Raw genomic sequence first — 23,738 nt, forward strand, 5'->3', positions numbered from 1 at the left:
GGAAGGACCGAATGACCACCACCGACGTGTCCGGACTCACCGGCGCGGCGGCCGCCGCCGCCGAGGCCGCCCGCGACCACCTGCTCGGCCTGCAGTCGCCCGAGGGCTGGTGGAAGGCCGAACTGGAGACCAACGTCACCATGGACGCCGAGGACCTGCTGCTCCGCCAGTTCCTCGGCATCCGCTCCGACGCCGACACCAAGGACGCGGCGCGCTGGATCCGCTCCCAGCAGCGCGAGGACGGCACCTGGGCGAACTTCCACGGCGGCCCGGCCGACCTGTCCACGACGATCGAGGCCTACGTCGCGCTGCGCTTCGCCGGGGACCCGGTCGGCGCCGGGCACATGCGCAAGGCCGCCGAGTACGTGCGGGAGGCGGGCGGCGTCGAGGGCAGCCGCGTGTTCACCCGGATCTGGCTGGCGCTGTTCGGCCAGTGGTCCTGGGACGACCTGCCGGTCATGCCGCCCGAGCTGATGTTCCTGCCGAGCCGCGTCCCGCTGAACGTCTACGACTGGGCGTGCTGGGCACGGCAGACGATCGTCCCGCTGACGGTCCTCGGGTCGCTGCGGCCCGTCCGGGCGCTGCCGTTCGACCTGCCGGAGCTGCGGTGCGGCGCGATGCCGGCGAACGAGGCCAAGGGCTGGGGGGCGGCGTTCAACGCCCTCGACCGCGTCCTGCACGTGTACGAGAGGCGGCCGGTGCGCCCGCTGCGCCGGGCGGCGCTGCGCCGGGCCGCCGACTGGATCATCGCCAGGCAGGAGGCCGACGGCTGCTGGGGCGGGATCCAGCCGCCGTGGGTGTACTCGCTCATGGCGCTGCACGAGCTCGGCTACGGCCTCGACCACCCGGTCGTCAAACGCGGGCTGGACGGGCTGGAACGGTTCATCATCCGCGACGACAAGGGCCGCCGCCTGGAGGCGTGCCAGTCGCCCGTCTGGGACACGGTGCTCGCCATGAACGCGCTCGCCGACGCGGGCGTGGCCGCCGACCACCCCGCCCTGGTGAAGGCCGCCGGATGGGTCGTCGGCGAGGAGGTCCGCGGGCCGGGGGACTGGGCGGTGAAGCGGCCGGACGTCCCGCCGGGCGGGTGGGCGTTCGAGTTCGACAACGACGTCTACCCCGACACCGACGACACCGCCGAGGCCATCCTGGCGCTGCGCAAGGTGTCCTTCCCGGAGGCGGAGGAGCCGGTCAGGCGGGCCGTCCGCTGGCTGGACGGGATGGCGTCGCGGGACGGCGGCTTCGCCGCGTTCGACGCCGACAACACCCGCGAGCTCTGCACCAAGCTGCCGTTCTGCGACTTCGGCGCCGTCATCGACCCGCCGTCCGCAGACGTCACCGCCCACGTCGTCGAGGCGCTGGCCGGGGAGGGCCTCGCGGAGTCGCCCGCGGTCAGGCGCGCCGTCGTGTGGCTGCTCAGGGCGCAGGAGGAGGACGGCTCCTGGTTCGGGCGCTGGGGGGCGAACCACGTCTACGGGACGGGCAGCGTGGTGCCCGCGCTCATCGCGGCGGGGGTCCGTCCCGGCAAGCCCGCGATCCGGCGCGCCGTCGCCTGGCTGGAGGACCACCAGAACGCCGACGGCGGCTGGGGCGAGGACCTGCGCTCCTACGACGACCCGGCGTGGATCGGGCGGGGCGAGTCGACCCCCTCCCAGACGGCCTGGGCCCTGCTGGCGCTGCTCGCCGCGGGCGAGCGCTCCCCGGCCGTGGAGGCGGGCGTCCAGTGGCTCGTCGACCACCAGCGCCCGGACGGGAACTGGGACGAGGACCTGTTCACCGGCACCGGCTTCCCCGGCGACTTCTACATCAACTACCACCTGTACCGGCTGGTGTTCCCCGTGAGCGCGCTCGGCCGCTACCTGCGGGCCGCGACATGACGCGGCCCGCCCACGACCCGGTGGAGTCCACCGGGCCCGCACCGCCCAAGGAGGTCCGGACACCATGAGCATGCCGCTCCGCCAGAGCCTTCGCATCGGGGGCTACATCCTCCGCAACAAGCTGCGCGGGCGGGAGAAGTTCCCGCTCATCGTCGAGCTGGAACCCCTGTTCGCCTGCAACCTCGCCTGCGCCGGCTGCGGGAAGATCCAGCACCCGCACGACGTGCTGAAGAAGCGCATGCCGGTCGAGCAGGCCCTCGCCGCCATCGAGGAGTGCGGCGCGCCGATGGTCTCCATCGCGGGCGGCGAGCCGCTCATGCACCCGCAGATCGACGAGCTGGTGAACGAGCTCGTCCGGCGCAAGAAGTTCGTGTTCCTGTGCACGAACGCGCTGCTCATCCCGCGGAAGATCGACAAGTTCACGCCGTCGCCCTACTTCGCGTGGGCGGTGCACATCGACGGGCTGCGCGAGCGCCACGACGAGTCCGTGTGCAAGGAGGGCGTCTTCGACGACGCGGTGGCCGCCATCAGGGAGTGCAAGCGGCGCGGGTTCCGCGTCACCACGAACACGACGATCTTCAACACGGACACGCCGCAGACCGTCATCGACGTCCTCGACTACCTCAACGACGACCTCGAGGTCGACGAGATGATGATCTCGCCCGGCTACGCGTACGACAAGGCTCCCGACCAGGACCACTTCCTCGGCGTCCAGGAGACGCGGGAGCTGTTCCGCAAGGCGTTCGGGGACGGCAACCGCAAGCGGTGGCGCTTCAACCACTCGCCCCTGTTCCTGGACTTCCTGGAGGGCAAGGTCGATTTTCCCTGCACGGCCTGGGCGATCCCGTCCTACTCGCTCTTCGGCTGGCAGCGGCCCTGCTACCTGATGTCGGACGGCTACGCCCAGACCTACCAGGAGCTCCTGGACGAGACCGACTGGGACTCCTACGGGCGGGGCCGCGACTCCCGCTGCGCCAACTGCATGGCCCACTGCGGTTACGAGCCCACGGCCGTCTTCGCGACCCTCGGCTCCCTGAAGGAGTCCATGCGGGCCGTCCGCTCGGTCTGACCTGTGACCGCTCTACAACCCGCTCCGCCCGGCACCGGCGATCCGCCGATGCCGGGCGCTTCTCTTGAGCCGCCGCCTACTTGAGGGACGTCGGCCGGTACGCCTTGTACTCGTCGCCAGAGGACAGCCCGTAGGTGAGCGTCCGGTGGTCGGTGCCGTACCGCCCGCGCTGCTCGTACGCCCAGTACGAGGTGTGCTGCTTGTTCGCCCACTTCTCGAAGATGACGACGTGCCGGGTGGTGTTGCTGCCGAGGGCGTCCATGACGAGGTCGCCCTTCTTCAGCTGGGACATCTTGATGCGCTGGGTGTATCGCGACGAGGTCAGGCCGACGGTGTTGGGCCCGGGCTTGGGCAGCCCCAGCGCCATGGAGACGTAGCCCGAGCAGTCGGTGCGGTAGCCGTTGTGCGACCCGGTCTGGCTGTAGGGGACCCGCTGGGCGGTGTGCGGGTGCCAGCTCTTGGCCCGCTTGATGACCAGGGCCCGCTTGGCCGCCTTGGGATCGGCCGCCTGCTGCTGGGGAACGGCCTGCTTCTTCGCGGAGACCGGCTTCGCCTCGACCTTCGTCGAGGACCGGCTCTTCGTCGCCTCGGCCTTCGCCGGCGCCTTGAACTCCTTCTGGAACTGGGCCGCGGCCCGGGCCTGCCTCCGCTCTCCGACCTGCGTCCGCCGCTCGGCCAGCAGCTGCGCGGTCTGCTGCTGGGGGACGGTCTGGGCTGCGGCGGCCGTCTCGATGGTCGCGTGCTGCAAGGTCGTCGGCAGGGCCGCCGTCACGCCGAAGGTGGCGAGACCCGTCATCGTGCCGATGGCCCAGGGGGCGAGCCTTAGACGGCGCGACTGCTTGCTGTGCTTGCCTTTCAAGGGGGCTCCTTGCTTCCAAGTGCCGCCTACCGGGTTAGCTGACGGGTTCGGGCGTGGAAGTCGCCCTACGGCCTGGGCAGGCCGATTCACCCCGGTGCGAGGTGGGTCCCCGGCTCCGCGCGACGGCGGACTCGGCGGGTGCCGCTGAGGGAGAAGCGGCGCTGACGATGTGAGGCCCGATCGATGGACCGTCTCGGGGCCTTGTTCCGCGGGGAGGGCACCCCGCCCACGTAAGTGGGACAAAACGCCTGGAGAGCGTCTTGGAGCGGCAAACCTACAGAAATCACCAAGGGATGGCAAGCTTCCCGCGATCAAACTCGCAGCTCAGCGCCCCGGTGGGCGATCCCGAGGTGCTCTGAGTCCCTCCCTCTCCAAGGCCGTACGCGATCCCGCTCCACCTCTAGACGGAGGAGAAACCTCCAGTTAATATCTGGAGGAGAACCCTTCACTTAAAGGGAGGTGGGTTCCATGACCGCCATCACGTCGCGCACCGCGTCCGGCCCGTCCGCGGGCGTCCCGAACCGCCGCTGGGCCGCGCTGGTCGTCATCGCCGTCGCGCAGCTGATGATCGCGCTCGACGCCACGATCGTGAACATCGCGCTGCCCACGGCCCAGCACGCGCTCGGCTTCGGCGACACCGACCGGCAGTGGGTGATCACCGCCTACACCCTGTCCTTCGCCGGGCTGCTCCTGCTCGGCGGCCGGATCGCCGATCTGGTCGGGCGGCGCCGCAGCTTCCTGGCCGGGCTGGCCGGGTTCGCGGTCGCCTCGATGATCGCCGGCGCCGCGCCCGGCTTCGGCGTCCTCGTGGTCGGGCGCGCCCTGCAGGGGGCGTTCGCCGCGCTGCTCGCGCCCACCGCCCTGTCCCTGCTGGCCGTGACGTTCACCGAACCGAAGGAGCGCGCGAAGGCGTTCGGCGTGTACGGCGCCGTGGCGAGCAGCGGCGCGGCCGTCGGGCTGCTGCTCGGCGGCGCGCTGACCCAGTACGCCGACTGGCGCTGGTGCCTCTACGTCAACGTGGCGATCGCCGCGGCCGCGTCCGTGGCGGGACGCATCGTCCTTCCGGCCCCGCCGAGCTTCCCCGGGGCGCGCGTCGACTGGATCTCCGCCGTCCTCGTCACCGGCGGCCTGGCGGCCGTCGTGTACGGCGCCGGGCAGGCCGCCCCGCACGGCTGGGACGCGTGGCAGACCACCGCGCCGCTCGCGACCGGCGCCCTGGCGCTCGCGCTGTTCATCGCGCGCCAGGCCAGGCACGACGCACCGCTGCTGCCGCTGCGCATCCTCGCGGACCGCGGCCGGGCAGGCGCCTACCTCGCCGTGGCCACCGCGGTCGTCGGCGCCTTCGGGATCTTCCTGACGCTCACCTACTACCTGCAGGTGGTCGCGCACTTCTCCCCGATGCGCACGGGCCTGGCGTTCCTGCCGCTCGCCTTCGCCAACTCGGTCAGCGGGTACCTGGTCGGCGCCCTGCTCACCCGGCGCGTGCCCGCCCGCCTGCTGATCGGCGGCGGCCTGCTCATCGCCGCGGCCGGCCTGGCCGTCCTGACCCGGCTCGATCCGGGCAGCGGCTACGCCGCCTCGGTCGTCCCCGTCGAGATCCTGCTCGGGATCGGTATGGGCGCCGTGTTCCCGCCGGCCTTCTCGCTGGCGACCGCCGGCGTCTCCCCGCGCGAGGCCGGGGTCGCCGCCGCCGTCGTCAACGCCGCGTCCCAGATGGGCGGGTCGGTCGGAACCGCCGTCGTCAACACCGTCGCGATCGGCGCGACGGCCGGCTACCTGCGCGAGCACGGCCCGGCCGCCTCCCGGGTGAGCGCCCTCGTCCACGGCTACACCACCGCGGCGACCGTCTCGGCCCTCGCCCTGGCCACCGTGGCCGTCCTGGTGACCCTCCTGATCCGCACCCCACCCCAGCCGGACACCCCCGCCCACTGACGCCCGGCCACCCAGAGCGCCCCCGTCGAAAGGGGCGCTCAAGGCGTGCGGACCCGGCGTGTCAGGTGACCCAGGAGGGGACGATCTGGGCCAGCCGCTTCGGGTCGGAGAGCGTCCGGATCGTGGTGATTCGGCCGTCCTCGACGGTGAAGGCCATCAGGAGGAACGGGCGGCCGCCCATGGTGATGAGAACGCCGGGGACGCCGTCGACCAGTGCCGGGTGGCCCTTCGCGTCCCGGCGGGCCCCGACGGTGGCCTGGGCGGCGACCTCGTCCGCGCCCCGGACGACGTTCGGGCCCCTGTGCAGCTCGACCTCAGGCGCGAGGAGGGTGAGGAGGCCCGCGAGGTCGCCCCGGCCGGCGGCCGCCAGGAAGGCGTCGACGACCCCGCGTGCCGCCGAGTGGGCGTCGGCGGTGGGCGCGCCGAGCCGGATCCGTCCCCGGGCCCTGCTGGCGAGCATCTTGGCGGCGGCGGTGCTCCGGCCGAGGACGGCCGCGACCGCGTCGAACGGCATCTCGAAGACGTCGTGCAGCACGAACGAGACCCGCTCCGCCGGAGTGAGAGCGTCCATGACGACGTACAGGGCGAGGCCGACCGAGTCGGCGAGCACGGCCTCCGCCTCGGGGTCGGGGCCGAGGTCGCCCAAGGCGGTCCAGAGCTCAGGCTCCAGTGGCTGCTCGCCGCGGACTCCGCGCCGGCGCAGGATGTCGAGGCAGATCCGTCCGGTCACCGTGGTGAGCCAGCCGCGCAGCTCCTCGATGCCGTCGCCGCCGGTACGGGCCAGCCGCAGCCACGCCTCCTGCACCGCGTCGTCGGCGTCCGCGTGCTGGCCGAGCACCCGGAACGCGATCGCGTGCAGGTAGGGGCGGTGCGCCTCGAAGTCGGCGGCCAGCTTGTCCTGTCGGGTCACGGTGCTCCCGGGCTGCGTGTCGTGGTTCCTCCACCAGGACGCGGCACGAGTCGAGAAGGTAACGCCGGGGCCGACGTTACTTCTCCCCGGCCCGGTGCGTCGTGGTGCCGTCCACATCGACTGCGGGAGGAAGAGATGGCACCACGGATCCACGGTTCTTCGAGCGGGCCCGACATCGGCGCGGGCGTCCAGGAGATCTTCAAGGCGGTGTACGGCGGCGGCGTCCCCCGGGAGGTGCTGGAGCTGGTCCACCTGCGGGCCAGCCAGATCAACGGATGCAGCGCCTGCACCGACGCCGGAGCCACGAGCGCGGCCGAGGCCGGCGTCAGCACCGAGAAGCTGCTCACGCTGGCCGCCTGGTACGAGGACCCGCGCTTCGACGACGCCGAACGGGCGGCGCTGGCGCTCACCGAGGCCATGACCCGGCTCGCCGACCGGCCCGGCGCGGTCACCGACGAGATCTGGGCCGAGGCCGCCGAGCACTACGACGAGCGGCAGCTCGGGGCCCTGGTCCTGATGGTGGCGATCACCAACTTCTTCAACCGGATCAACACCGCCTTCCGGGTGCCCGCCGGAACGCGCTGGGGCTGAGACGCGCGGCGCGGGGGACCGCCGGATGGTTCCCCGCCCCTCCGCGCGGCGAGCGGCGCGGCCTGGTCGGCGGTGCGGAGGCGGGCGCCGATAGCATTCGCGGGTGGCTGATGGGGAAACGCCGAACGGTCCACCGGTCGCGGCGGACATGGACCCCCGGCGTGTCCATACCGCGCTGGGCCTCCTGGCGGACCGGCGATGGCGGACGCTCGGCGAGCTGGTCCGGGAGACGGGCGCCCCGCGGCGCTCGGTGGAGTCGCTGCTCGCCGGGCTCTCGCTGGAGCGTGCCGGCGACCGGTTCCGCCTCACCCCGGAGCAGGGCGGCGAGATCGTCGACCTGCTGAGCACCGGGTACCGCCCGCTCGAACCGGCCGACCCGGTGGGGCACCTGCTGCCCGAGTACGCCGCCGTGGTGGAGCGGATGGCCGGGCTGATCGAGCGGGCGCCGGGGGCGCGGCACGTGCTCGACCATGTATCGGCGACGCCGGAGACGGTGGTGCGGCGGGCCCTGCTCCTCGCGGCCCGGTTCTGGCTGCCGGGCACGCGGCTGCTGTGCGTGGGGGACCACGACCTCACCTCGCTGGCGGTCGGGCTCGTCCACCCAGGTGTGCAGACCACCGTCGTGGACGTCGACGAGCGGATCCTGGCCTACATCGACGAGTGCGCCGCCGAACTGGGCCTGGACGTGCGCACCCGGTGGGCGGACCTGAGGCTGGGGCTGCCCGCCTCGGCCGTCGCGTACGCGGACCTGGCGGTGACCGACCCTCCGTACACGCCGGAGGGCGTCGGGCTGTTCGTGGCGCGGGCGGTCCAGGGGTTGCGGGACCAGGGGCGAGGCCGGGTGCTGCTCGCCTACGGCGCGAGCGACCGCACCCCGATGCTCGCGTTGAAGGTCCAGCAGTCGTTGCAGGACCTGAACCTGGTGAACGAGGCCGTCTACCCGGACTTCAACCGCTACTTCGGAGCGGAGGCGATCGGTTCGCGCGCCGACCTGTACATCCTCCGGCCGACCGGCAAGTCCCTGCCGGCCGCCGACGCCCGCGCCGACCGCTTCGCGACGGCCATCTACACCCAGGGGCCCCAGGCGGTCGAAGCCCGGGCGGCGGCGGATGCGTCGCCCGACGTCGCCGACCTCGACCCGGACGTCCTGGTGGGGGACTGGCCCAAGCAGGTGCTCCCGCAGGTGCCGCGGGTGCGGCTGACGACCTGGCTGGCCAAGCCGTACGCGGCGCGGGTGCGGCGGGCGGCCGTCGCGCTCCCTCCGGGCCTGGAGGCGGCGCTGGTCCGGGTGCTGCTGGCCACGCGCGCCGAGCACGTCCGGGTGTTCCTGCCCGACCCGCCCGGTGACCTGGCGGACGAAACCGCCGTACTGAAGGGCCTCTACGAGCTGACCCGCCATGGCTCGACCGCCGAGGCGGTGCGCACACGACCCGACGACGCCGACCAGGTAGGCCGCATCGTGCGCGCCATCCAGGACCGGGCCCACGGCAAGGTCGCCAACGTCTGGCGCGACGCGCTGATCGACGCGCACCCCGGCCTGACAAAGCGCCAGGCCCGCAGCATCGTGGCCGACGCGGCCCCCTGGGCGATGGACGCCACCTTGCTCGACCTCCCGCTCCACCGCCTGCGCGCCCTGCCCGCCACCGTCCGCACCTCCCTGGACCTCGTCACCACGCCATCGTGACCGGATGGCCCTCGGGCTCGGCCGCGTCCGAGAACCCACTCCGGCCGTTGCCGGCGGCCTGCGACCGGTCCGGCCGGACGGAAACTTCACGGACGCAGGCATAGCCCCGTCCCTCCGGATGCGTCTCAGTGGCGACAGCAATTCGGAGGTGACGATGGATGCCGCCGCAGAGCGACATTTTCGTGAGTTCGTGGAGACGAGGTCGACCGCGCTGATGCGGCTGGCCTACCTCCTGACCGGGGGCGACCAGCACGCGGCCGAGGACGTCCTGCAGACCGCGCTCTTCAAGACCGCCGCCCGCTGGGCCGACATCGAGAACCCGGAGGCCTACGTGCGGCGGGTGATGTACCGCCAGCAGGCCAGCTTCTGGCGGCCCGCGTGGCGGCGGCGCGAGGCGCAGGTCGCAGTGCTGCCCGAGACGGGCGCACCCGACGGCACGTCGGCGGTCGACCTCAAGCTCGCCGTGCGAGGCGCGCTGGCCTGCCTCACGCCCCGGCAGCGGCTGGTCCTGGCGCTGCGCTTCCTGGAGGACCTGCCCGAGGCGGAGGTCGCGCAGATCCTCGGCTGCAGCGTCGGCACGGTGCGCAGCACGACCCATCGCTCCCTCGCGCGGCTGCGCCGGCTGGCGCCCGAACTGAACGAACCCGAGATGGCAGAGGAGGCCCGGCGATGAAACCGGAGACGATCGTCAAGCACGCGCTCGAGGACTGGGGCGCGGAGGCACAGGTCCCGGCCGGTCTCGCCGACCGGGCACTGGGGGCACGCCGCCGCCGGCCGCTCATCAAGATCGCCCTGGTCGGCGGGACGGCCGCGCTCCTCGCCGGAACGGCCGCCGTGGCCCTCGTCTCCGGCGGCGGGACGGCACGGCCCCGGCCTTCGGCGCCCGAGTTCGAGCGGGTGGCCCTCTCGTCCGACACGACGCTGCGCACGGACCTCGGCAGCGCTTTCCCGCGCAGGCTCGTCGCCGCGGGGCACATGGCCGTGTCCGCCTACTACACCGGGCAGTGGGTGGGCGGCGACGGCGGCGGGTCCTTCGAACGCACCTGGCACCTGTACAACCCGTCGACCGGCGAGTACGAAAATGCGCCCTGGGCGTACATCAGCGTCGCGCCCGGCATGGCGCGGGCGGCCGTGCTGGAGGGGCCCCTTCCCGCCAAGCGGGTCGGGATGTTCGACATGAAGACCCGGAAGGTCGTCCGCTGGATCCGGGTCGACCACGCCGTCGGCGGGGCCGCCTGGTCGCCCGACGGGCGCCGGCTGCTCCTGACCGCCTACGGCAAGAACCCCGACACGCGGCCCGGTCCGGGCACATCGTCCAGGACCGGCTACTACGTCACCGACAGCGCGGCCGGGCCGGGCGCGTTCCACCCCATGCCGGCCGGCCGCGACAACCCGAGCAGCCGGCAGGACCTGGGATGGAGCCGGGACGGCGCCCTCATCTGGGCGCCCACCGCGACCCTGCCGACCAAGGTCTTCTACAGCCTGGACGGCAAGAAGCGGCCCGCACCGGCGCACGAGGCCGAATACGACGACCATGAAGCCGGCCTGTCCCCGAACGGCGCCCTGCTGCCCAAGTTCGGCCCCAAGCCCGGCCCCGCCGTCACCGTCACCAACGTGGTCACCGGGAAGAAGGCGGCGGTGCTCCCGATCGAATCGGCCGCGGCCTGGGCCGACGATCGCACGCTCTTCGCGATCGGCTGCGACCCGCTCAAATGCAAGGGGCTCGGCGAGTTCCGCAACCGGCTGCTGCTGGTGGACCTGAAGGGCAAGATCACCCCTCTCACCGGGTACCGCCGGTCCGACCGGGCGGGCTCCTGGAACCCGGTCTTCACCCACCGCTGACGGACGCCTGGGTGCCGCGCCCCGGGGCCGGCACCCACGCTCCGTTCGCCGGCGGGCCGAACCTCGACACCGGACGTCGTCCCGCCCTCGACTCGGTGGTCTTGGGCCGCGACAGGGCCCGTACCCTGGCGGGTGGCCGACCGGATCCGCGCGGGACAGGCCATCGCCAGTGGTACCGGCAGCCAAAGGGGGCTGCCGTGCCCTTGGGCGGTGCGCCGGGTCCCGGCAGCGGCGACGGCCGGCTGGGCGGCCGCCACCTCGCGGAGGCCGACACGGAGATCCGGCCGATCTCCGCCGGCCTGCCCCCGCCCTGGCGCTGAGGCAAAGGAGCCGATGATGAACGATCCGGTGGGGACGGCCACGCACTCCGGGGTGCTGGAAGAGGTCGAGCGGAGGGTGCTGTGGCTGGCGACGGCCATCGTGCACCACGCCAACCGGGTGCGGCCCAACCCGTCCGGGCTCAAGGTGGGCGGCCACCAGGCGTCGTCGGCGTCCATCGCGTCGATCATGACGGCGCTGTGGTTCCGCCACCTCGGCCCGGACGACCGCGTCTCGGTCAAGCCGCACGCCTCCCCGGTACTGCACGCGATCAACTACCTGCTCGGCGACCTGGACGACCGGTACCTGACGTCCCTGCGCGAGTTCGGCGGGCTGCAGAGCTACCCGAGCCGGACCAAGGACCCCGACCCCGTCGACTACTCCACCGGGTCCGTGGGCATCGGCGCCACCGCGCCGATCTGGGGCGCGGTCGCCCGCCGGTACGTGGAAGGGGCGCCCGCCGGCCGGCAGTACTCGCTGGTCGGGGACGCGGAACTGGACGAGGGCGCGGTCTGGGAGGCGATCCTCGACCCGGGCGTGGCCGAACTGGGCGAGATCGTGTGGATCGTCGACCTCAACCGGCAGTCCCTCGACCGGGTCGTCCCGTACATGGCCGCGCACCGGCTGAAGGGCATGTTCGCCGCCGCCGGCTGGCAGGTGCTGACGCTGAAGTACGGCCGGCTGCTGACGGAGCTGTTCGAGCGCCCCGGCGGCGCGGACCTGCGCGCCCGCATCGACGCGATGCCCAACCCGGAGTACCAGCGCCTGCTGCGCTGCGACGCCGGCGAGCTCCGCGACCGCCTCCCCGGCGGCAGCGAGCCCGTCGCCCGCCTGATCGCCGAACTCGACGACGCCACGCTCCTCGCGGCCCTCCGCAACCTGGGCGGCCACGACCTCGGCACCCTGGCCGAGGCGTTCGACGCCATCGACGACTCCCGGCCGACCGTGATCTTCGCGTACACCGTCAAGGGGCACGGCCTGCCCAGCGAGGGCCACCCGCAGAACCACTCCTCGCTCCTCACCGCCGACCAGATCGCCGAGCTCGCGCCCCGCCTGGGCGTCGACCCGGACACCCCGTGGGCCCGTTTCGAAGAGGGATCGGAGGCCGCCCGGCTGTGCGCCGAAACGGCCGCGCGGCTGCGCCGGACCTCCGCCGCCCCGGAGGCCCCGCCTTCGCTGCCCGACGACATCGGCCGCACCCCCAAGGGCACCGCGACCACCCAGGCCGCACTGGGCCGCCTGCTGCTCGACCTCACCCGGGAGGCCCCCGAGGCCGCGTCGCGGGTCGTCACCGTGAGCCCGGACGTCAGTTCCAGCACCAACCTCGGCGGCTGGGTGAACAAGGTCGGCGTCTGGTCGCCGTCCGAACGCCGCGACTGGTTCGCCGACGACGGCGAGACGATCCTGCACTGGCGGGAGAGCCCCGCGGGCCAGCACATCGAGCTGGGCATCGCCGAGACCAACCTGGTCGGCCTCCTCGGCGAACTGGGCGCCACCTGGAGCCGCTGGAACCGTCCCCTGCTGCCGATCGGCGTCCTGTACGACCCGTTCGTCGGCCGCGCGCTCGAACCCTGGTCGTTCGGCATCTACGCGGGCGGCCAGTCGATCCTGATCGGCACCCCGTCCGGGGTCACGCTGGCCCCCGAGGGCGGCGCGCACCAGTCCATCGTCACCCCCTCGATCGGCGTCGAGCAGCCGGGCTGCGTCGCCTACGAGCCCGCGTTCGTCCTCGACACCGAATGGACGCTGCTCGCGAGCATGGCCCGCCTAGGCCGCCCTGACGGCGGCTCGGCGTACCTGCGCCTGTCGACCCGTCCAGTGGACCAGACCCTCGCGGCGGTCCCGGCCGACCCGGCGGCCCGGGAGCGCCGCCGCCGCCAGGTGATCGCCGGCGCCTACCCGCTGCGCCGCGCCGACCGCCCCGCCGTCACCATCGCGGCGATGGGCGCCCTCGTCCCCGAGGCCCTGGCCGCCGCCGACCGCCTCGAACAGGCCGGCATCGGCGCCGACGTGGTGTGCGTGACGAGCCCCGGCCTGCTCTTCCAGGCCCTCCGCTCCCGCCAGGGCCTCGACGACGGACCGAACTGGGTCCTGGACCAGGCGTTCCCCGCCTCCCGCGCCACCCCGCTCGTCACCGTCCTTGACGGCCACCCCCACACCCTGGCCTTCCTGTCCGGCATCAACAACGTCCCCTGTGCGACCCTGGGCGTCACCACCTTCGGCCAGTCCGGCACGATCGACGACGTCTACCGCCACCACGGCATAGACACGGACGCGATAGTCCGAACCGCCCTGGACCTCCACTCCACCTGACCCACCCTCCCCGGCCCGGCGCGCCGCCCAGCCCGCCGGGCCGGGGCATCGGTCAGGAATCGAGAAGTGCCGACCCCCGCTCCTTACCTAGCGTGATCTCCACAAGGCGGGTGACCGACAGGCTCACCCACACCGATCTGACCGCCGGAACCCGTCCCCGGCTCAGGCGGCAGCCACCGCGCACGCACAAGGAGACACGCCATGAAGGCACATGTGAGCTCGATCCTCCTCGCCGTCCGGGACATGGACCGGGCCAAGAAGTTCTACACCGAGGGCCTCGGCTGGAAGATCAAGAACGACTACGGCATCTCGGTCTTCTTCGAGTCCGACGGCGCCTCGCCGGTCGGCTTCTACGGCCGCGAAGGTCTCGCCGAGCAGGTGGGCCTGAGCCCCGAGGGCAGCGGCTTCAGCGGAATCGTCCTCACCTACGTCGTACGCAGCGAGGCGCGCGTCGACGAGGTCATGGCGGAGGCCGAGAAGGCCGGCGCCACCATCCTCAAGCCCGCCGGCGCCCTCCCCTGGGGCGGCTACGGCGGCACCTTCGCCGACCCGGACGGCTACATCTGGAGCCTCGGCTACAGCGCCCAGGGCGAAGACCAGCCCTACGCCGAGTAACCCGGGGCCCTCCAACCCGTCGACCACTTCCCGTCCTTCGTCCCGCTGGATACGCTCACCTGCCGTGAGCAGCGGGAATCGGGTGACAGGGCCATGGCCCCTCGTCGGACGCCGACGTGAGCTGGACCTGTTCCGAGAGGCACTGACGCAGGGCGGCCGCCACGCCTTCCTGGTGCACGGACCGGCCGGCGTCGGCAAGACGCGCCTGGCCGAGGAGTGCCTGACCGAGGCGGAGAGGGCGGGACTCGCGACCGTGCGGACCGTCGCCACCGCCCTGGCCGCATCCATACCGCTGGGCGCGCTCGCGCATCTGCTGTCCGCGGGCGACGGCCTCCGGGAACCGGTCGCCGCGTTCCCGGCCGCGACGCCGGCCGGGGGCGGCGGTGCGCCGGCCCTCTTCGCCGAGGCCCGGCGGGCCGTCGCGGCCCGTGCCGGGAACGGCAGGCTGGTCCTGTTCGTGGACGACCTCCCCCTGCTCGATCCGCTGTCCTTGCTCCTGCTCGGGCAGCTGATGGACGCGGGGCTGCTGTTCCTGGTCGCCACCGTAAGGGACGGGGAACCCGTGCCCGACGCGATGCACGGGCTGTGGGCCGGCGACCGCGGTGTCCGGGCCGACCTCGGCCCGCTGGATCGCGAGCACGTCGACGAGCTCCTGCAGTCCCTCTTCGATGCACCTGTGGGTGTGGCCGCATGCTCCGAGCTGTGGACCGCCACGCAAGGAAACGTGCTCTACCTGCGCGAGCTGGTGCTAGGTGCGCTGAATGACGGCACGCTGACCACTGTCGGCGGTGTCTGGCAGTTCGAGCGCCCTCCCCGGCCCGGGCGGAGACTGCTGGATCTGATCAGCGCCCGGATCAGCGGCGTCGACCGCCCGGGGCGCGACGTGCTGGAGCGGCTGGCCCTCTGCCAGCCGCTGGGCATCGAGGAATCGCGTCCCGCCGGCGTCACGGAGGGGGCGCACCTGGAGACCCTGGAGCGGCTGGAGGAGTCCGGACTGGTGCGGGTGCGCGCCGCCGGACGCCGGCACGAGCTGGCGCTCGGGCACCCGCTCCACGCCCAGGTCCTGCGGGAGGAGCTGCCCGTCCTGCGCGGCCGCAAGCTGCTGCTGGAGCAGACCGAGCGGGTCGAGGCCCGCGGGGCCCGCAGGGTCGGCGACCCGCTGCGGATCGCCCAATGGCGGCTGGACGCCACCGGTACGGCCGACCCCGCGCTGCTGCTGCGCGCCGCCCGGCTCGCGCGTTACGCCCACGACCATGCCCGGATCGAGCGGCTCGCCCGAGGCGTACTGGCCGACCGGGACGATGCCGAGGCCGGGCTGCTGCTCGGTGAGGCGCTGCTGTCCCGCGGTGCGGTGCGGGAGGCGGAGGAAGTACTGGAGCGAGCCGCCGGGCTGCCCGCCGAGGACGGCGTGCGCCTGGCCGTGGTGCTGGCACGGGGCAGCAATCTCTTCTGGGGCCTGCTGCGTCCGGACCTGGCCTTCGCCGTCGTCGGCGACGCGCGGTCGCATCTGCCGCGTGAACACCACGCCGAGCTCGCGGCCCTGGCCGCGATGATCCTCACCTTCACCGACCGGCCGCAGGAGGCCCTGGAGGTTCTGAAAGGGATTCCGCGAGGACCGGCGGGCCTGCCGACCCCGCTGCGCAGCCTGGGCGAGGCGGCGGCGCTGGCGGTCGCGGGGCGGACCGCGGAAGCACTGGAGTTGACCGCGGTTCCGGAGCCCGCGGGCGCGCCGGCCACGGGCGGCGCCGTCCAGGCGGGCCCAAGCGCCCCGGTCCCGGTGGGGTGGGACGGAGCATTCGACTTCCTGCATCCGAGCACCCGGCTGATGAACCGTGCCATCGTGCTCCACGAATCCGGGCGCCTGACCGAGGCGAGTGCCGTCATGAGAGCGGCGCTGAGCGCGGCCGTCGATGACGAGGTGCCCCATGCCCTCAGCACGTTCGCGTGGTATCTGGGGCGGTGCGTGCTGCTGGAGGGGCGGCCGCGCACCGCGGCGCGCTGGGCGCGGGACGCCGTCTCCGTCAGCCGGGCCCGTGGCTTCGAGGCGCCGCTGAAGCTGGGCCTGGGCTGCCTCGCCGCCGCCCTGGGGCACCTGGGGGACGCGGCCGGCGCACGTGCGGCGGTCGAGGAGATGGACACCCTCCACCTGCCGGTGGACGCGCAGGGGCTGGTCCCGCTGGCCCGCGCCTGGGCCGCTGTGGCGGAGGGCGATCCGCTCCGTGCCCGTACGGGGCTCGCCGAGGCCGCCGAGGCCGTGCGGGCGCGGGGGCAACTGACCGTCTCGGCCGCGTTGTGGCACGACGTGGCCCGGCTGGGCGACGCGGCGGCGGCGGCCGGACCGCTGGCCGACCTGGCCCGGCAGTGCGACAGCGACCTGGTGGCGGCCCGGGCCGCCCACGCCCGCGCCGCGACCGCTCATGACCCCTCCGGGCTGGCCGCGGCAGCCGAGCGGTTCGCCGAACTCGGCGCGCTGCTGCTCGCGGCCGAGGCGGCCGCGGAGGCCTGCGAGGCGATGCGCGCCGTCGGCGACCAGCGGGCCGCCGGCGCGTGGGCGGCGCGCTCGGCCGAACTGGCGGCCCGGTGCGAGGGCGCCGCGACACCGGGACTGCGGGTCAGTACCGGTGTCGTACCGCTGACCTCCCGGGAACGGGAGATCTGCCTCCTCGCGATGCGCGGGCTGTCCAGCAAGGACATCGCCGAGCGGCTCACGCTGTCCGTGCGGACCGTGAACAACCACCTGCAGAACGCCTACGGGAAGCTGGGGGTCGGCGGCCGGACGGAACTCGCCGGTGCTCTGGAGAACCGGGGCGGGCCCGGCCCGTCCTCGCCGGCCTAGACTCCGGGCCCGTCGCCCCCAGAGTCCTCGACGCCTTTCCGCGGACCTTCATCGACGGGCGCCCGCAGAACTGCCGGCCGCAGCCGCTGCAGCCGGTCGACCGCCTCGGCGGCGGCCGAGGCCGGCGCCCCCAGGTCCCGCAGTACGGCGGCCAGGTGCTCGCACAGGGCGTCGAACTCCGCGTCCGTCAGGTCCAGACGAGAGTGGGCCGCGCCCAGATCACGGCCCGAGTAGAGGTCGGGGCCGCCCACGGCAGCCGTCAGGAACGCCCGCTGGTGGGCGACCAGACGGGAGACGTCGGCTCCGGTGAAGCGGTGCGCGAGGGAGGAGTCGTCGAGCATCCTGCGATACAGGATGTCCACGGCCGTGCGCATACCGGCGGGTCCGCCCACTGCGGCGCAGAGGGCGTCGTCCTCGATGTGGTCCATGAGATGCCTCTCCCTGCGGGCCGCACACCCGGTCCGGGGCTTCAGCCGAGAACCGACTTGGCCTTTGTGTGGGCGGCGGCGACCACCTTGTCCAGTACGGTCCTGTCCGCCTTCTCGCCGGTCACCGAGATCGAGGCCATCCAGGCCCCGTCACGGAGGATGACCACGTAGGTACTGGCCATGGGCCCGTACTTCCGCGACTTCCCGGCGATCTCGTATCCGCGGGCCTCGTCGCCGATCTCGGGCAGGTCCAGCGTCCGCAGCCTGTAGTCGGCGACGAAGCCGTCCGTGTCGACGGTGTACGTGGAGCACGCCTCCGGCGGCCGGCCTGCCATGACCTTGTCGGCGGTGCCGTCGTCCGGGGCGATCAGGAGCTCGGCGATGGTCATGTTGGGGATGTCCGCCATGGAGACCAGCGCCGCCGGCGCTTCTCCGGCGGCGTCGGGGGCGAGGCCCTGGGTGAGTTGCAGGCACTGCGGCTTGTCGGTCTTCACCTTGACCTTGGCGCTCGCCGCGGCCGGTGCGAGGGAGGCGAAGACCCCGCTGACCGGGCCGTAGAGCGGCGTCGCGCTACCGTACCCGGTGAGCAGGGCCTTCTTCATCGCGTCGGCCGAAGGCCTGGTGCCGGACCCCTTCGACCCGCCGCCCCGCGCAGCGGCCGCAGCGGTGGCGTCCCCACCGGCGGAACCGGTTCCGCCGCCGCAGCCCACCACGGTGGTCAGCGAGCATGCGAGGGCGGCGAGCGCCGCCGTCCTTCGTGCGGTCGCCGACTTCTTCCTCATGGCCAACACCCCTTGTCCTGGTCCGGAAGGGCCGCTGTCGCCGCCCTGTGCGCACCAGTCCACCGCGGGCGTGGTGGAAAGAACCGGGTAGTGATTGCTCAGCTTTGCCGAGAGCCTTGCTCAGCGAGATGCTCAGCGCTTCGCTCAGCACACCGGCGGGGCCCCGCCGACCCAGGGCTACCGCTGTTTGGCCTTGGCCACGGCCTTCGTGAGCGCGTCGCGGAAAGCGCGCCCCGCCTGGTCGTCCCCGAGAGCCACGAAGTAGGAGCCGGCGACCGGTCGTCCCGACCAGCGCGCACGGAGCGAGACACCGGCCTCGCCATGAGCCGAGAGAGTCTGGGAGATGTCGTCGAAGCCCATGCCGCGCAGCGGGGCGGACAGCACGGTCGTCGCCCCGCCTTCGCCGGAGCGCGCGACGATCAGATGGTGTTCGGTGAGCACCGCCGTGGTGCGGTGCTCCCGGTCCGGGTCGGCCGACTTCAGCACTCTGCTCAGCAGCCCTGGCCTGCCCCGCCGGACGCTGAGCGTCTGGCAGCAGACCTCCTCCCCGCGGAGCGTGCCCAGCGCTTCGAGCTCCATGTGGCCGGCGAGGGCGGAGCGCAGCGCCGGATCCAAGCCGTTGACGCTGCACTCACGACTCGTGCGATCGTACATAGGCCTCACTTCACATATCCCCTCGGACAACCATGCTTTTCCAGCGTGAGCATAGGGTCCGCTGACGCCACGAGATGGGGCGCTCCTGGCAGCCAGAGCGCTCCGCAGCGAGGAGCGCTTCGCGACCGGACCCGGGCCGGTCGCGGACGACCGTGCGGGCGGCCGCGGGCACGCACACCCTGCTCGCCGACCGCACGGGTCGTCCCGCCGGACACGGTGGAGTCCACCGGTGATCAGGCGTGCCACGCTCCCGGTGACGAACCGGCTCTGCCGCACTCCCGTGGCCGCCGCGACGCCGGCGGTCACTCCGTCCACGAAGGGTTCTACTTCGAGGGCGGTCCGGTGCGGGGGCGCATGACCAGTACCGGGCAGGGTGCGTGCTGCACGCAGTGGTGGCTGACCGAGCCGAGGAGCGTCCCGGCGAAGCCGCCGTGCCCGTGGCTGCCGACCACCAGCAGGTCGGCGTGCTCGGCCGCTCCGGTCAGGACCTCCGCCGGGTGGCCCCGCATGACCTGGGGGACGACCGACACGTCCGGGTGTCCTTCCAGCGCCTCCTCGACGGCGTGGCGCAGGCTCTCGCGGGCCTGCCCTTCGAGATCGACATCGGAGTAGTCCACCGGCATGCCGTAGGGGGGCGGTGGCCGCCACACTTGCACGGGGCGCAGTTCCGCGCCCGTCGACTCCGCCTGGCGGACCGCCCATCGCAGTGCCGCCTTGCTCGGCCCCGAGCCGTCCACGCCTACGACGATCAGCTGCCGGGAGGCTTGGCCGCTCTCCATGCCATCGGCAGTCCGGCCACGGGTCGACGCGTCCGTTTCGTTCATGGATCCAGGCTTGTGCGGGCGCGGATCGCAGGCAAGGGACTTTCGCCCTTGAGGTTCGCTCCGAACCTGGACCGTCAGGCGGTGCCGCTCAACGCACGGAACACCGATGGAACGCGCGCCGTGGCATACGCCACCGCTCGGTGGCACCCGGCGTGACACGGCCCATGAACGACAAGAGCCGGTTTCCGCAGGTCGAGTGCGCGAACCGACTGATCGTTTCGAGGTGCCCCCTGCAGGATTCGAACCTGCGCACACGGCTCCGGAGGCCGTTGCTCTATCCCCTGAGCTAAGGGGGCGCGACGCGGTATGAGGTTACCAGGGTTGGCGGGGTGGCGCGTACGGGGTTGTTCGCCGTGCGGGCCGGGGGTGGAGTGGGCTAACTTCGAGGCCGTGACCGAGCCACTGGGACGCGTGCTGGTCGTCGATGATGACGAGGTGATCCGCCAGCTGATCGCCGTGAACCTGCAACTGGAGGGGTTCGACGTCTCGACCGCGGTGGACGGGCAGGACTGCCTGGACAGGGTGGCGGAGGTCGGGCCGGACGTGATCACGCTGGACGTGATGATGCCCAGGCTGGACGGGTGGGTCACGGCGGTGCGGCTGCGGGAGGACCCCGGGACCGCGCACATCCGGGTCGTGATGATCACGGCACGGGCGCAGGAGCACGACGTGCGGCGGGGAATGGAGATCGGCGTCGACGCGTACGTGACGAAGCCGTTCGACCCGAACCACCTGATCCAGACGGTGCGGAAACTGGCTGCGGTGTCCAGATAGTGGTCGGCTAGTCTCACCAGGGTGACTCCAGGCGATGCTCTCGTGCGCGCGGTGCGGGACGCCGTGGCCGCGGGGGAGATCGATGTCGCGGTCCCCGAGGAGGTCGTGGTCTTCGGGCGGGGCGGCGGGGTCTTCGAGAGCCCGGTGGCGCTGCGGCTCGGGGTGGATCCGCGGGTGATCGCGCGCCGGGTGGGCGGGAGCGTCTCCGGGCCCGGGTTCGTCAGGGTCGTGGTGGGGCCGGAGTTGGTGGACGCCGTCCGGAGTGATCCTCGTTACGGGGTCGCCCGGGTGCCGCCGGGCGGGTGGAGCGAGTGGCCCCGGACGTTCGAGAATCCGGGGTTCTCAGTGCGTTACGCCTATGCGCGGGCCTGTTGGGTGGGGCGCTGGGCCCGGGAATTCGGGGTCGAGGCCGGGCCGTTCGAGGGTGGGGCGGAGGAGCTCGTGGGGGCTCTGGGAGACATGCCCGGGCGGGCCTCGCAAGCGGAGCGGGAACGGGATGCCAGGCCGCTGCTGTTGTGCTTGGAGAAGGTGGCCGAGGAGTACCACGAGGTGCACGAACGTTGTCCCGCGGTGCCCGTGGGCGATGAGGAGCCAGGGGCCGTGCATGCGGGACGGGTCGGCCTGGCGGAGGCCGTCAAGGTCGTCCTCGGCAACGGGCTGAACATGATCGGTGAGACCCCTAGAGAGCGGATATGAGTCGAGTACACCCTGCTGGGCCGCGGCACGCCGACGTCCTTCCTGAGGACCATCCGGCCGGCCCGGCGGAGGACCTGAACGCGCTGGAGCCCTCGGTGTGGCCGCGTAACTCCAAGCGGGAGGAGGGCGTCCTCACCGTCGGGGGAGTGGACGTCAGGGACCTGGCGAAGGAGTACGGGACGCCGCTCTACGTCTACGACGAGGAGGACGTCCGGAGCCGTGCCAGGGAGTACGCGGCGGCGTTCCATGACGGGGACGTCCACTACGCGGGCAAGGCGTTCCTCTGTACGGCGGTCGCGCGGTGGCTGAACGAGGAGGGGCTCGGCTTGGACGTGTGCAGCGGGGGTGAGCTTGCCGTGGCGCTGGCGGCGGGCTTTCCTACCGAGCGCATCACGTTGCACGGGAGCAACAAGGCGGCCTGGGAGCTGGAGAAGGCCCTGGAGGTGGGGGTCGGACGGATCGTGCTCGATTCGTTCGAGGAGATCGCCCGCGTGGGGTACCTCGCCCAGGAGATGGGTGTCCGGCCCAAGGTGATGGTGCGTGTCACCACGGGTGTGGAGGCGCACACCCATGAGTTCATCGCCACCGCGCACGACGACCAGAAGTTCGGGTTCTCCAGGAGCTCCGGGGCGGCCCTGGAGGCGGTCAGGCGGGTCCTGGAGCTGGAGCAGCTCGAACTGGTGGGGCTGCACAGCCACATCGGGTCGCAGATCTTCGATGTGGACGGGTTCGAGGTGGCCGCGCACCGGCTGGCCGAGCTGCTGGTCGCCATCCGGGACGAGCACGGGATCGAGCTCCCGGAGCTGGACCTGGGCGGCGGCTACGGCATCGCGTACGTGCCGGGCGAGGAGCCGCACGACCCGAAGTCGATCGCGGACGGGCTGCGCGACATCGTGGCGCGCGAGTGCCGGGCGTACGAGCTGTCGATGCCGCGGCTGACCGTGGAGCCCGGACGGGCGATCATCGGCCCCGGCGGCGTCACGCTGTACGAGGTCGGGACGGTGAAGGACGTCGAGGGCCTGCGCACGTACGTCTCCGTGGACGGCGGCATGAGCGACAACCTGCGGACGGCCCTGTACGGCGCCGAGTACACCGGCGTGCTGGCGAGCAGGTCCTCCGAGGCCGCGCCCATGCTCAGTAGGCTTGTCGGCAAGCACTGCGAGAGCGGCGACATCGTCGTGCGGGACCTCTGGTTCCCCGAAGATCTTGCGGCGGGGGACCTCGTCGCGGTCGCGGCGACCGGTGCGTACTGTCGGTCGATGGCCAGTAACTACAACCATGTCCCGAAGCCGGCCGTGGTGGCGGTGCGGGACGGCAGGTCGCGCGTGATCGTCCGCCGGGAGAGCGCGGAGGACCTGCTGCGGCTGGATGCGGAGGTCGAAGCGTGAAACCCGGACTGCGCGTGGCGCTGCTCGGTTGCGGCGTGGTCGGCACGGAGGTCGTCCGGCTGCTGAACGAGCAGGCCGACGATCTGGCGGCGCGCGTGGGGGCGCCGCTGGAGCTGGCCGGGATCGCCGTGCGCAGGCCGGACCGGGTCCGCGCGGGCGTCGACCCGGAACTGCTGACCACGGACGCGCAGGTGCTGGTGACCAGGGACGACGTCGACATCGTCATCGAGGTCATCGGCGGCATCGAGCCGGCCAGGACGCTGATGCTGGAGGCGATGAAGACCGGCAAGTCGGTCATCACCGCCAACAAGGCGCTGCTGGCCGAGGACGGCGCGACGCTGTTCGCGGCGGCGCGGGAGTACGGCGCCGACCTGTACTACGAGGCGTCGGTGGCGGGCGCGATCCCGCTGCTGCGGCCGCTGCGGGAGTCGCTGGTCGGCGACCACATCCACCGGGTGCTCGGCATCGTGAACGGCACCACGAACTACATCCTCGACCAGATGGACACGCACGGCGCCGGTTTCAACGACGCGCTGGAAGAGGCGCAGGCGCTCGGCTATGCGGAGGCCGACCCGACGGCCGACGTGGAGGGCTTCGACGCGGCGGCCAAGGCGGCCATCCTGGCGCAGCTCGCCTTCCACACGCCGGTGACGGCCGCGGACGTCCACCGGGAGGGCATCACCGAGGTGAGCGCCGCCGACGTGGCGGGCGCCCAGGGCATGGACTGCGTCGTCAAGCTCCTGGCCATCTGCGAGCGGATCCCCTCGCAGGACGGCCGGAACGGGCGCGGGGTGTCGGTCCGCGTCTACCCGGCGATGATCCCGAGGTCGCATCCGCTGGCGAGCGTCCGCGAGGCGTACAACGCGGTGTTCGTCGAGGCGGAGTCGGCCGGGTCCCTGATGTTCTACGGCGCGGGCGCCGGCGGCGCCCCGACCGCCTCGGCGATCCTCGGCGACCTCGTCGCGGTCGCCCGCAACGTCGTCGGCGGCACGCCCGGCCCGGTGGAGGTCACGTACGCGAAGCTTCCGGTGCTTCCGATGGGCGAGACCGTCACGCGCTACTACATCCAGGTCGACGTGACGGACGAGGCCGGCGTCCTCGCCACGGTCGCCGAGGAGTTCGCCAGGCACGGCGTCTCCATCCAGGCCGTCCGGCAGGTCGGGTCGGGCGAGGAGGCGCAGCTCGTCGTCGTGACGCACCGGGCGCCGGACGCGGCCCTGTCGGCGACGGTGGAGGGCCTGCGCGGGCTGGAGATCGTCCGCGAGGTGACGAGCGTCATGCGCGTCGAAGGGGACGAGTGAGGCGGAGTCCGTCCCGATAGACTTCGGGTGACATCGCAGGTCAGC

At 72.8% G+C, this 23,738-nt stretch carries 21 protein-coding genes, 1 tRNA gene and 1 riboswitch; of the genes, 15 read left to right on the forward strand and 7 right to left on the reverse strand.

The features are described 5' to 3' along the window. The first annotated feature begins 11 nt into the window (after positions 1–11). Positions 12–1,877, forward strand: a complete 1,866-nt coding sequence (gene shc, locus K4S16_RS14210) for a squalene--hopene cyclase (protein WP_149259361.1) — start codon at positions 12–14, stop codon at positions 1,875–1,877. A 64-nt stretch (positions 1,878–1,941) separates the two neighbouring features. Continuing rightward, a complete protein-coding gene (hpnH, locus tag K4S16_RS14215; RefSeq protein WP_149259362.1) occupies positions 1,942–2,946 on the forward strand; it encodes an adenosyl-hopene transferase HpnH in 1,005 nt (334 codons plus the stop codon). 76 nt (positions 2,947–3,022) lie between these two features. Here hpnH and K4S16_RS14220 read toward each other — a convergent pair whose 3' ends face one another. After that, positions 3,023–3,805, reverse strand: a complete 783-nt coding sequence (locus K4S16_RS14220) for a hypothetical protein (protein ID WP_149259363.1) — start codon at positions 3,803–3,805, stop codon at positions 3,023–3,025. Between the two features lie 8 nt (positions 3,806–3,813). Next, positions 3,814–3,952, reverse strand: a riboswitch (cyclic di-AMP (ydaO/yuaA leader). Between the two features lie 321 nt (positions 3,953–4,273). Between K4S16_RS14220 and K4S16_RS14225 the strand changes: the two genes are divergently transcribed. Further along, the gene (locus K4S16_RS14225) at positions 4,274–5,737 is read left to right on the forward strand and encodes an MFS transporter (RefSeq protein WP_149259364.1); all 1,464 of its coding nucleotides are present in this window, start codon (positions 4,274–4,276) and stop codon (positions 5,735–5,737) included. Positions 5,738–5,798: 61 nt separating this feature from the next. On the opposite strand, the gene K4S16_RS14230 is transcribed toward K4S16_RS14225, so the two are convergent. Continuing rightward, the gene (locus tag K4S16_RS14230) at positions 5,799–6,647 is read right to left on the reverse strand and encodes a sigma-70 family RNA polymerase sigma factor (protein WP_149259365.1); all 849 of its coding nucleotides are present in this window, start codon (positions 6,645–6,647) and stop codon (positions 5,799–5,801) included. Positions 6,648–6,782: 135 nt separating this feature from the next. On the opposite strand from K4S16_RS14230, the gene K4S16_RS14235 reads away from it, so the two are divergent. The 8 genes from K4S16_RS14235 to K4S16_RS14265 all read left to right on the forward strand — a co-directional run bounded on the left by K4S16_RS14235 (position 6,783) and on the right by K4S16_RS14265 (position 16,846). After that, a complete protein-coding gene (locus K4S16_RS14235; protein ID WP_149259366.1) occupies positions 6,783–7,238 on the forward strand; it encodes a carboxymuconolactone decarboxylase family protein in 456 nt (151 codons plus the stop codon). Positions 7,239–7,341: 103 nt separating this feature from the next. Next, positions 7,342–8,922: a bis-aminopropyl spermidine synthase family protein gene (locus tag K4S16_RS14240; protein ID WP_235036784.1), complete on the forward strand. Its 1,581-nt coding sequence runs from the start codon at positions 7,342–7,344 to the stop codon at positions 8,920–8,922. A gap of 154 nt (positions 8,923–9,076) precedes the next feature. Continuing rightward, entirely contained in the window at positions 9,077–9,595 is a 519-nt protein-coding gene (locus tag K4S16_RS14245) for a SigE family RNA polymerase sigma factor (RefSeq protein ID WP_149259367.1), read from the forward strand. Further along, on the forward strand, positions 9,592–10,764 hold the full coding sequence (locus K4S16_RS14250) for a hypothetical protein (RefSeq protein ID WP_149259368.1): 1,173 nt from the start codon (positions 9,592–9,594) through the stop codon (positions 10,762–10,764). The genes K4S16_RS14245 and K4S16_RS14250 overlap by 4 nt, the downstream gene beginning before the upstream one ends. A gap of 197 nt (positions 10,765–10,961) precedes the next feature. Then, complete coding sequence (locus tag K4S16_RS46460) at positions 10,962–11,084, forward strand: hypothetical protein (RefSeq protein ID WP_268843233.1); 123 nt, start codon at positions 10,962–10,964, stop codon at positions 11,082–11,084. A gap of 16 nt (positions 11,085–11,100) precedes the next feature. Next, positions 11,101–13,395 (forward strand): pyruvate dehydrogenase, encoded by a 2,295-nt coding sequence (locus K4S16_RS14255; protein ID WP_149259369.1) that lies wholly within the window; start codon positions 11,101–11,103, stop codon positions 13,393–13,395. 201 nt (positions 13,396–13,596) lie between these two features. Then, on the forward strand, positions 13,597–14,010 hold the full coding sequence (locus K4S16_RS14260; protein ID WP_149259370.1) for a VOC family protein: 414 nt from the start codon (positions 13,597–13,599) through the stop codon (positions 14,008–14,010). Between the two features lie 64 nt (positions 14,011–14,074). Continuing rightward, a complete protein-coding gene (locus K4S16_RS14265; RefSeq protein WP_149259371.1) occupies positions 14,075–16,846 on the forward strand; it encodes a LuxR family transcriptional regulator in 2,772 nt (923 codons plus the stop codon). Here the strand turns inward: K4S16_RS14265 and K4S16_RS14270 are convergent. From K4S16_RS14270 to K4S16_RS14290, 5 genes are all read right to left on the reverse strand, one after another. After that, positions 16,843–17,274 (reverse strand): group 1 truncated hemoglobin, encoded by a 432-nt coding sequence (locus tag K4S16_RS14270; protein ID WP_149259372.1) that lies wholly within the window; start codon positions 17,272–17,274, stop codon positions 16,843–16,845. The two genes, K4S16_RS14265 and K4S16_RS14270, sit on opposite strands and share 4 nt — an antisense overlap. Before the next feature lie 41 nt (positions 17,275–17,315). After that, positions 17,316–18,056 carry a hypothetical protein gene (locus K4S16_RS14275; protein ID WP_149259373.1) on the reverse strand — a complete coding sequence of 247 codons (741 nt, stop codon included), beginning with the start codon at positions 18,054–18,056 and terminating at the stop codon, positions 17,316–17,318. 177 nt (positions 18,057–18,233) lie between these two features. Beyond that, a complete protein-coding gene (locus K4S16_RS14280) occupies positions 18,234–18,710 on the reverse strand; it encodes a hypothetical protein (protein ID WP_149259374.1) in 477 nt (158 codons plus the stop codon). Positions 18,711–19,033: 323 nt separating this feature from the next. Continuing rightward, positions 19,034–19,489, reverse strand: a complete 456-nt coding sequence (locus tag K4S16_RS14285; protein WP_149259375.1) for a universal stress protein — start codon at positions 19,487–19,489, stop codon at positions 19,034–19,036. Positions 19,490–19,758: 269 nt separating this feature from the next. Continuing rightward, positions 19,759–19,830 (reverse strand) — tRNA-Arg (locus tag K4S16_RS14290). Between the two features lie 115 nt (positions 19,831–19,945). Between K4S16_RS14290 and K4S16_RS14295 the strand changes: the two genes are divergently transcribed. The 4 genes from K4S16_RS14295 to K4S16_RS14310 are packed head-to-tail and all read left to right on the forward strand — an operon-like array spanning position 19,946 to position 23,693. Further along, entirely contained in the window at positions 19,946–20,308 is a 363-nt protein-coding gene (locus K4S16_RS14295) for a response regulator transcription factor (RefSeq protein ID WP_149259586.1), read from the forward strand. 21 nt (positions 20,309–20,329) lie between these two features. Next, a complete protein-coding gene (locus K4S16_RS14300; RefSeq protein ID WP_149259376.1) occupies positions 20,330–21,004 on the forward strand; it encodes a DALR anticodon-binding domain-containing protein in 675 nt (224 codons plus the stop codon). Continuing rightward, a complete protein-coding gene (gene lysA, locus K4S16_RS14305; protein ID WP_149259377.1) occupies positions 21,001–22,392 on the forward strand; it encodes a diaminopimelate decarboxylase in 1,392 nt (463 codons plus the stop codon). Before K4S16_RS14300 ends, lysA begins: the two co-directional genes overlap by 4 nt. Further along, positions 22,389–23,693 (forward strand): homoserine dehydrogenase, encoded by a 1,305-nt coding sequence (locus K4S16_RS14310; RefSeq protein WP_235036785.1) that lies wholly within the window; start codon positions 22,389–22,391, stop codon positions 23,691–23,693. Before lysA ends, K4S16_RS14310 begins: the two co-directional genes overlap by 4 nt. Positions 23,694–23,738 lie beyond the last annotated feature (45 nt).

Origin of the sequence: Actinomadura sp. K4S16 (assembly GCF_008327685.1) — a bacterium.
Lineage (GTDB): Bacteria > Actinomycetota > Actinomycetes > Streptosporangiales > Streptosporangiaceae > Spirillospora.

Coding starts and splice junctions, on each gene's coding strand:
- shc (WP_149259361.1), top strand. CDS start 12: ATGACCACCACCGACGTGTCCGGACTCACCGGCGCGGCGGCCGCCGCC.
- hpnH (WP_149259362.1), top strand. CDS start 1,942: ATGAGCATGCCGCTCCGCCAGAGCCTTCGCATCGGGGGCTACATCCTC.
- K4S16_RS14225 (WP_149259364.1), top strand. CDS start 4,274: ATGACCGCCATCACGTCGCGCACCGCGTCCGGCCCGTCCGCGGGCGTC.
- K4S16_RS14235 (WP_149259366.1), top strand. CDS start 6,783: ATGGCACCACGGATCCACGGTTCTTCGAGCGGGCCCGACATCGGCGCG.
- K4S16_RS14245 (WP_149259367.1), top strand. CDS start 9,077: ATGGATGCCGCCGCAGAGCGACATTTTCGTGAGTTCGTGGAGACGAGG.
- K4S16_RS14250 (WP_149259368.1), top strand. CDS start 9,592: ATGAAACCGGAGACGATCGTCAAGCACGCGCTCGAGGACTGGGGCGCG.
- K4S16_RS14255 (WP_149259369.1), top strand. CDS start 11,101: ATGAACGATCCGGTGGGGACGGCCACGCACTCCGGGGTGCTGGAAGAG.
- K4S16_RS14260 (WP_149259370.1), top strand. CDS start 13,597: ATGAAGGCACATGTGAGCTCGATCCTCCTCGCCGTCCGGGACATGGAC.
- K4S16_RS14270 (WP_149259372.1), bottom strand. CDS start 17,274: ATGGACCACATCGAGGACGACGCCCTCTGCGCCGCAGTGGGCGGACCC.
- K4S16_RS14275 (WP_149259373.1), bottom strand. CDS start 18,056: ATGAGGAAGAAGTCGGCGACCGCACGAAGGACGGCGGCGCTCGCCGCC.
- K4S16_RS14280 (WP_149259374.1), bottom strand. CDS start 18,710: ATGTACGATCGCACGAGTCGTGAGTGCAGCGTCAACGGCTTGGATCCG.
- K4S16_RS14285 (WP_149259375.1), bottom strand. CDS start 19,489: ATGGAGAGCGGCCAAGCCTCCCGGCAGCTGATCGTCGTAGGCGTGGAC.
- lysA (WP_149259377.1), top strand. CDS start 21,001: ATGAGTCGAGTACACCCTGCTGGGCCGCGGCACGCCGACGTCCTTCCT.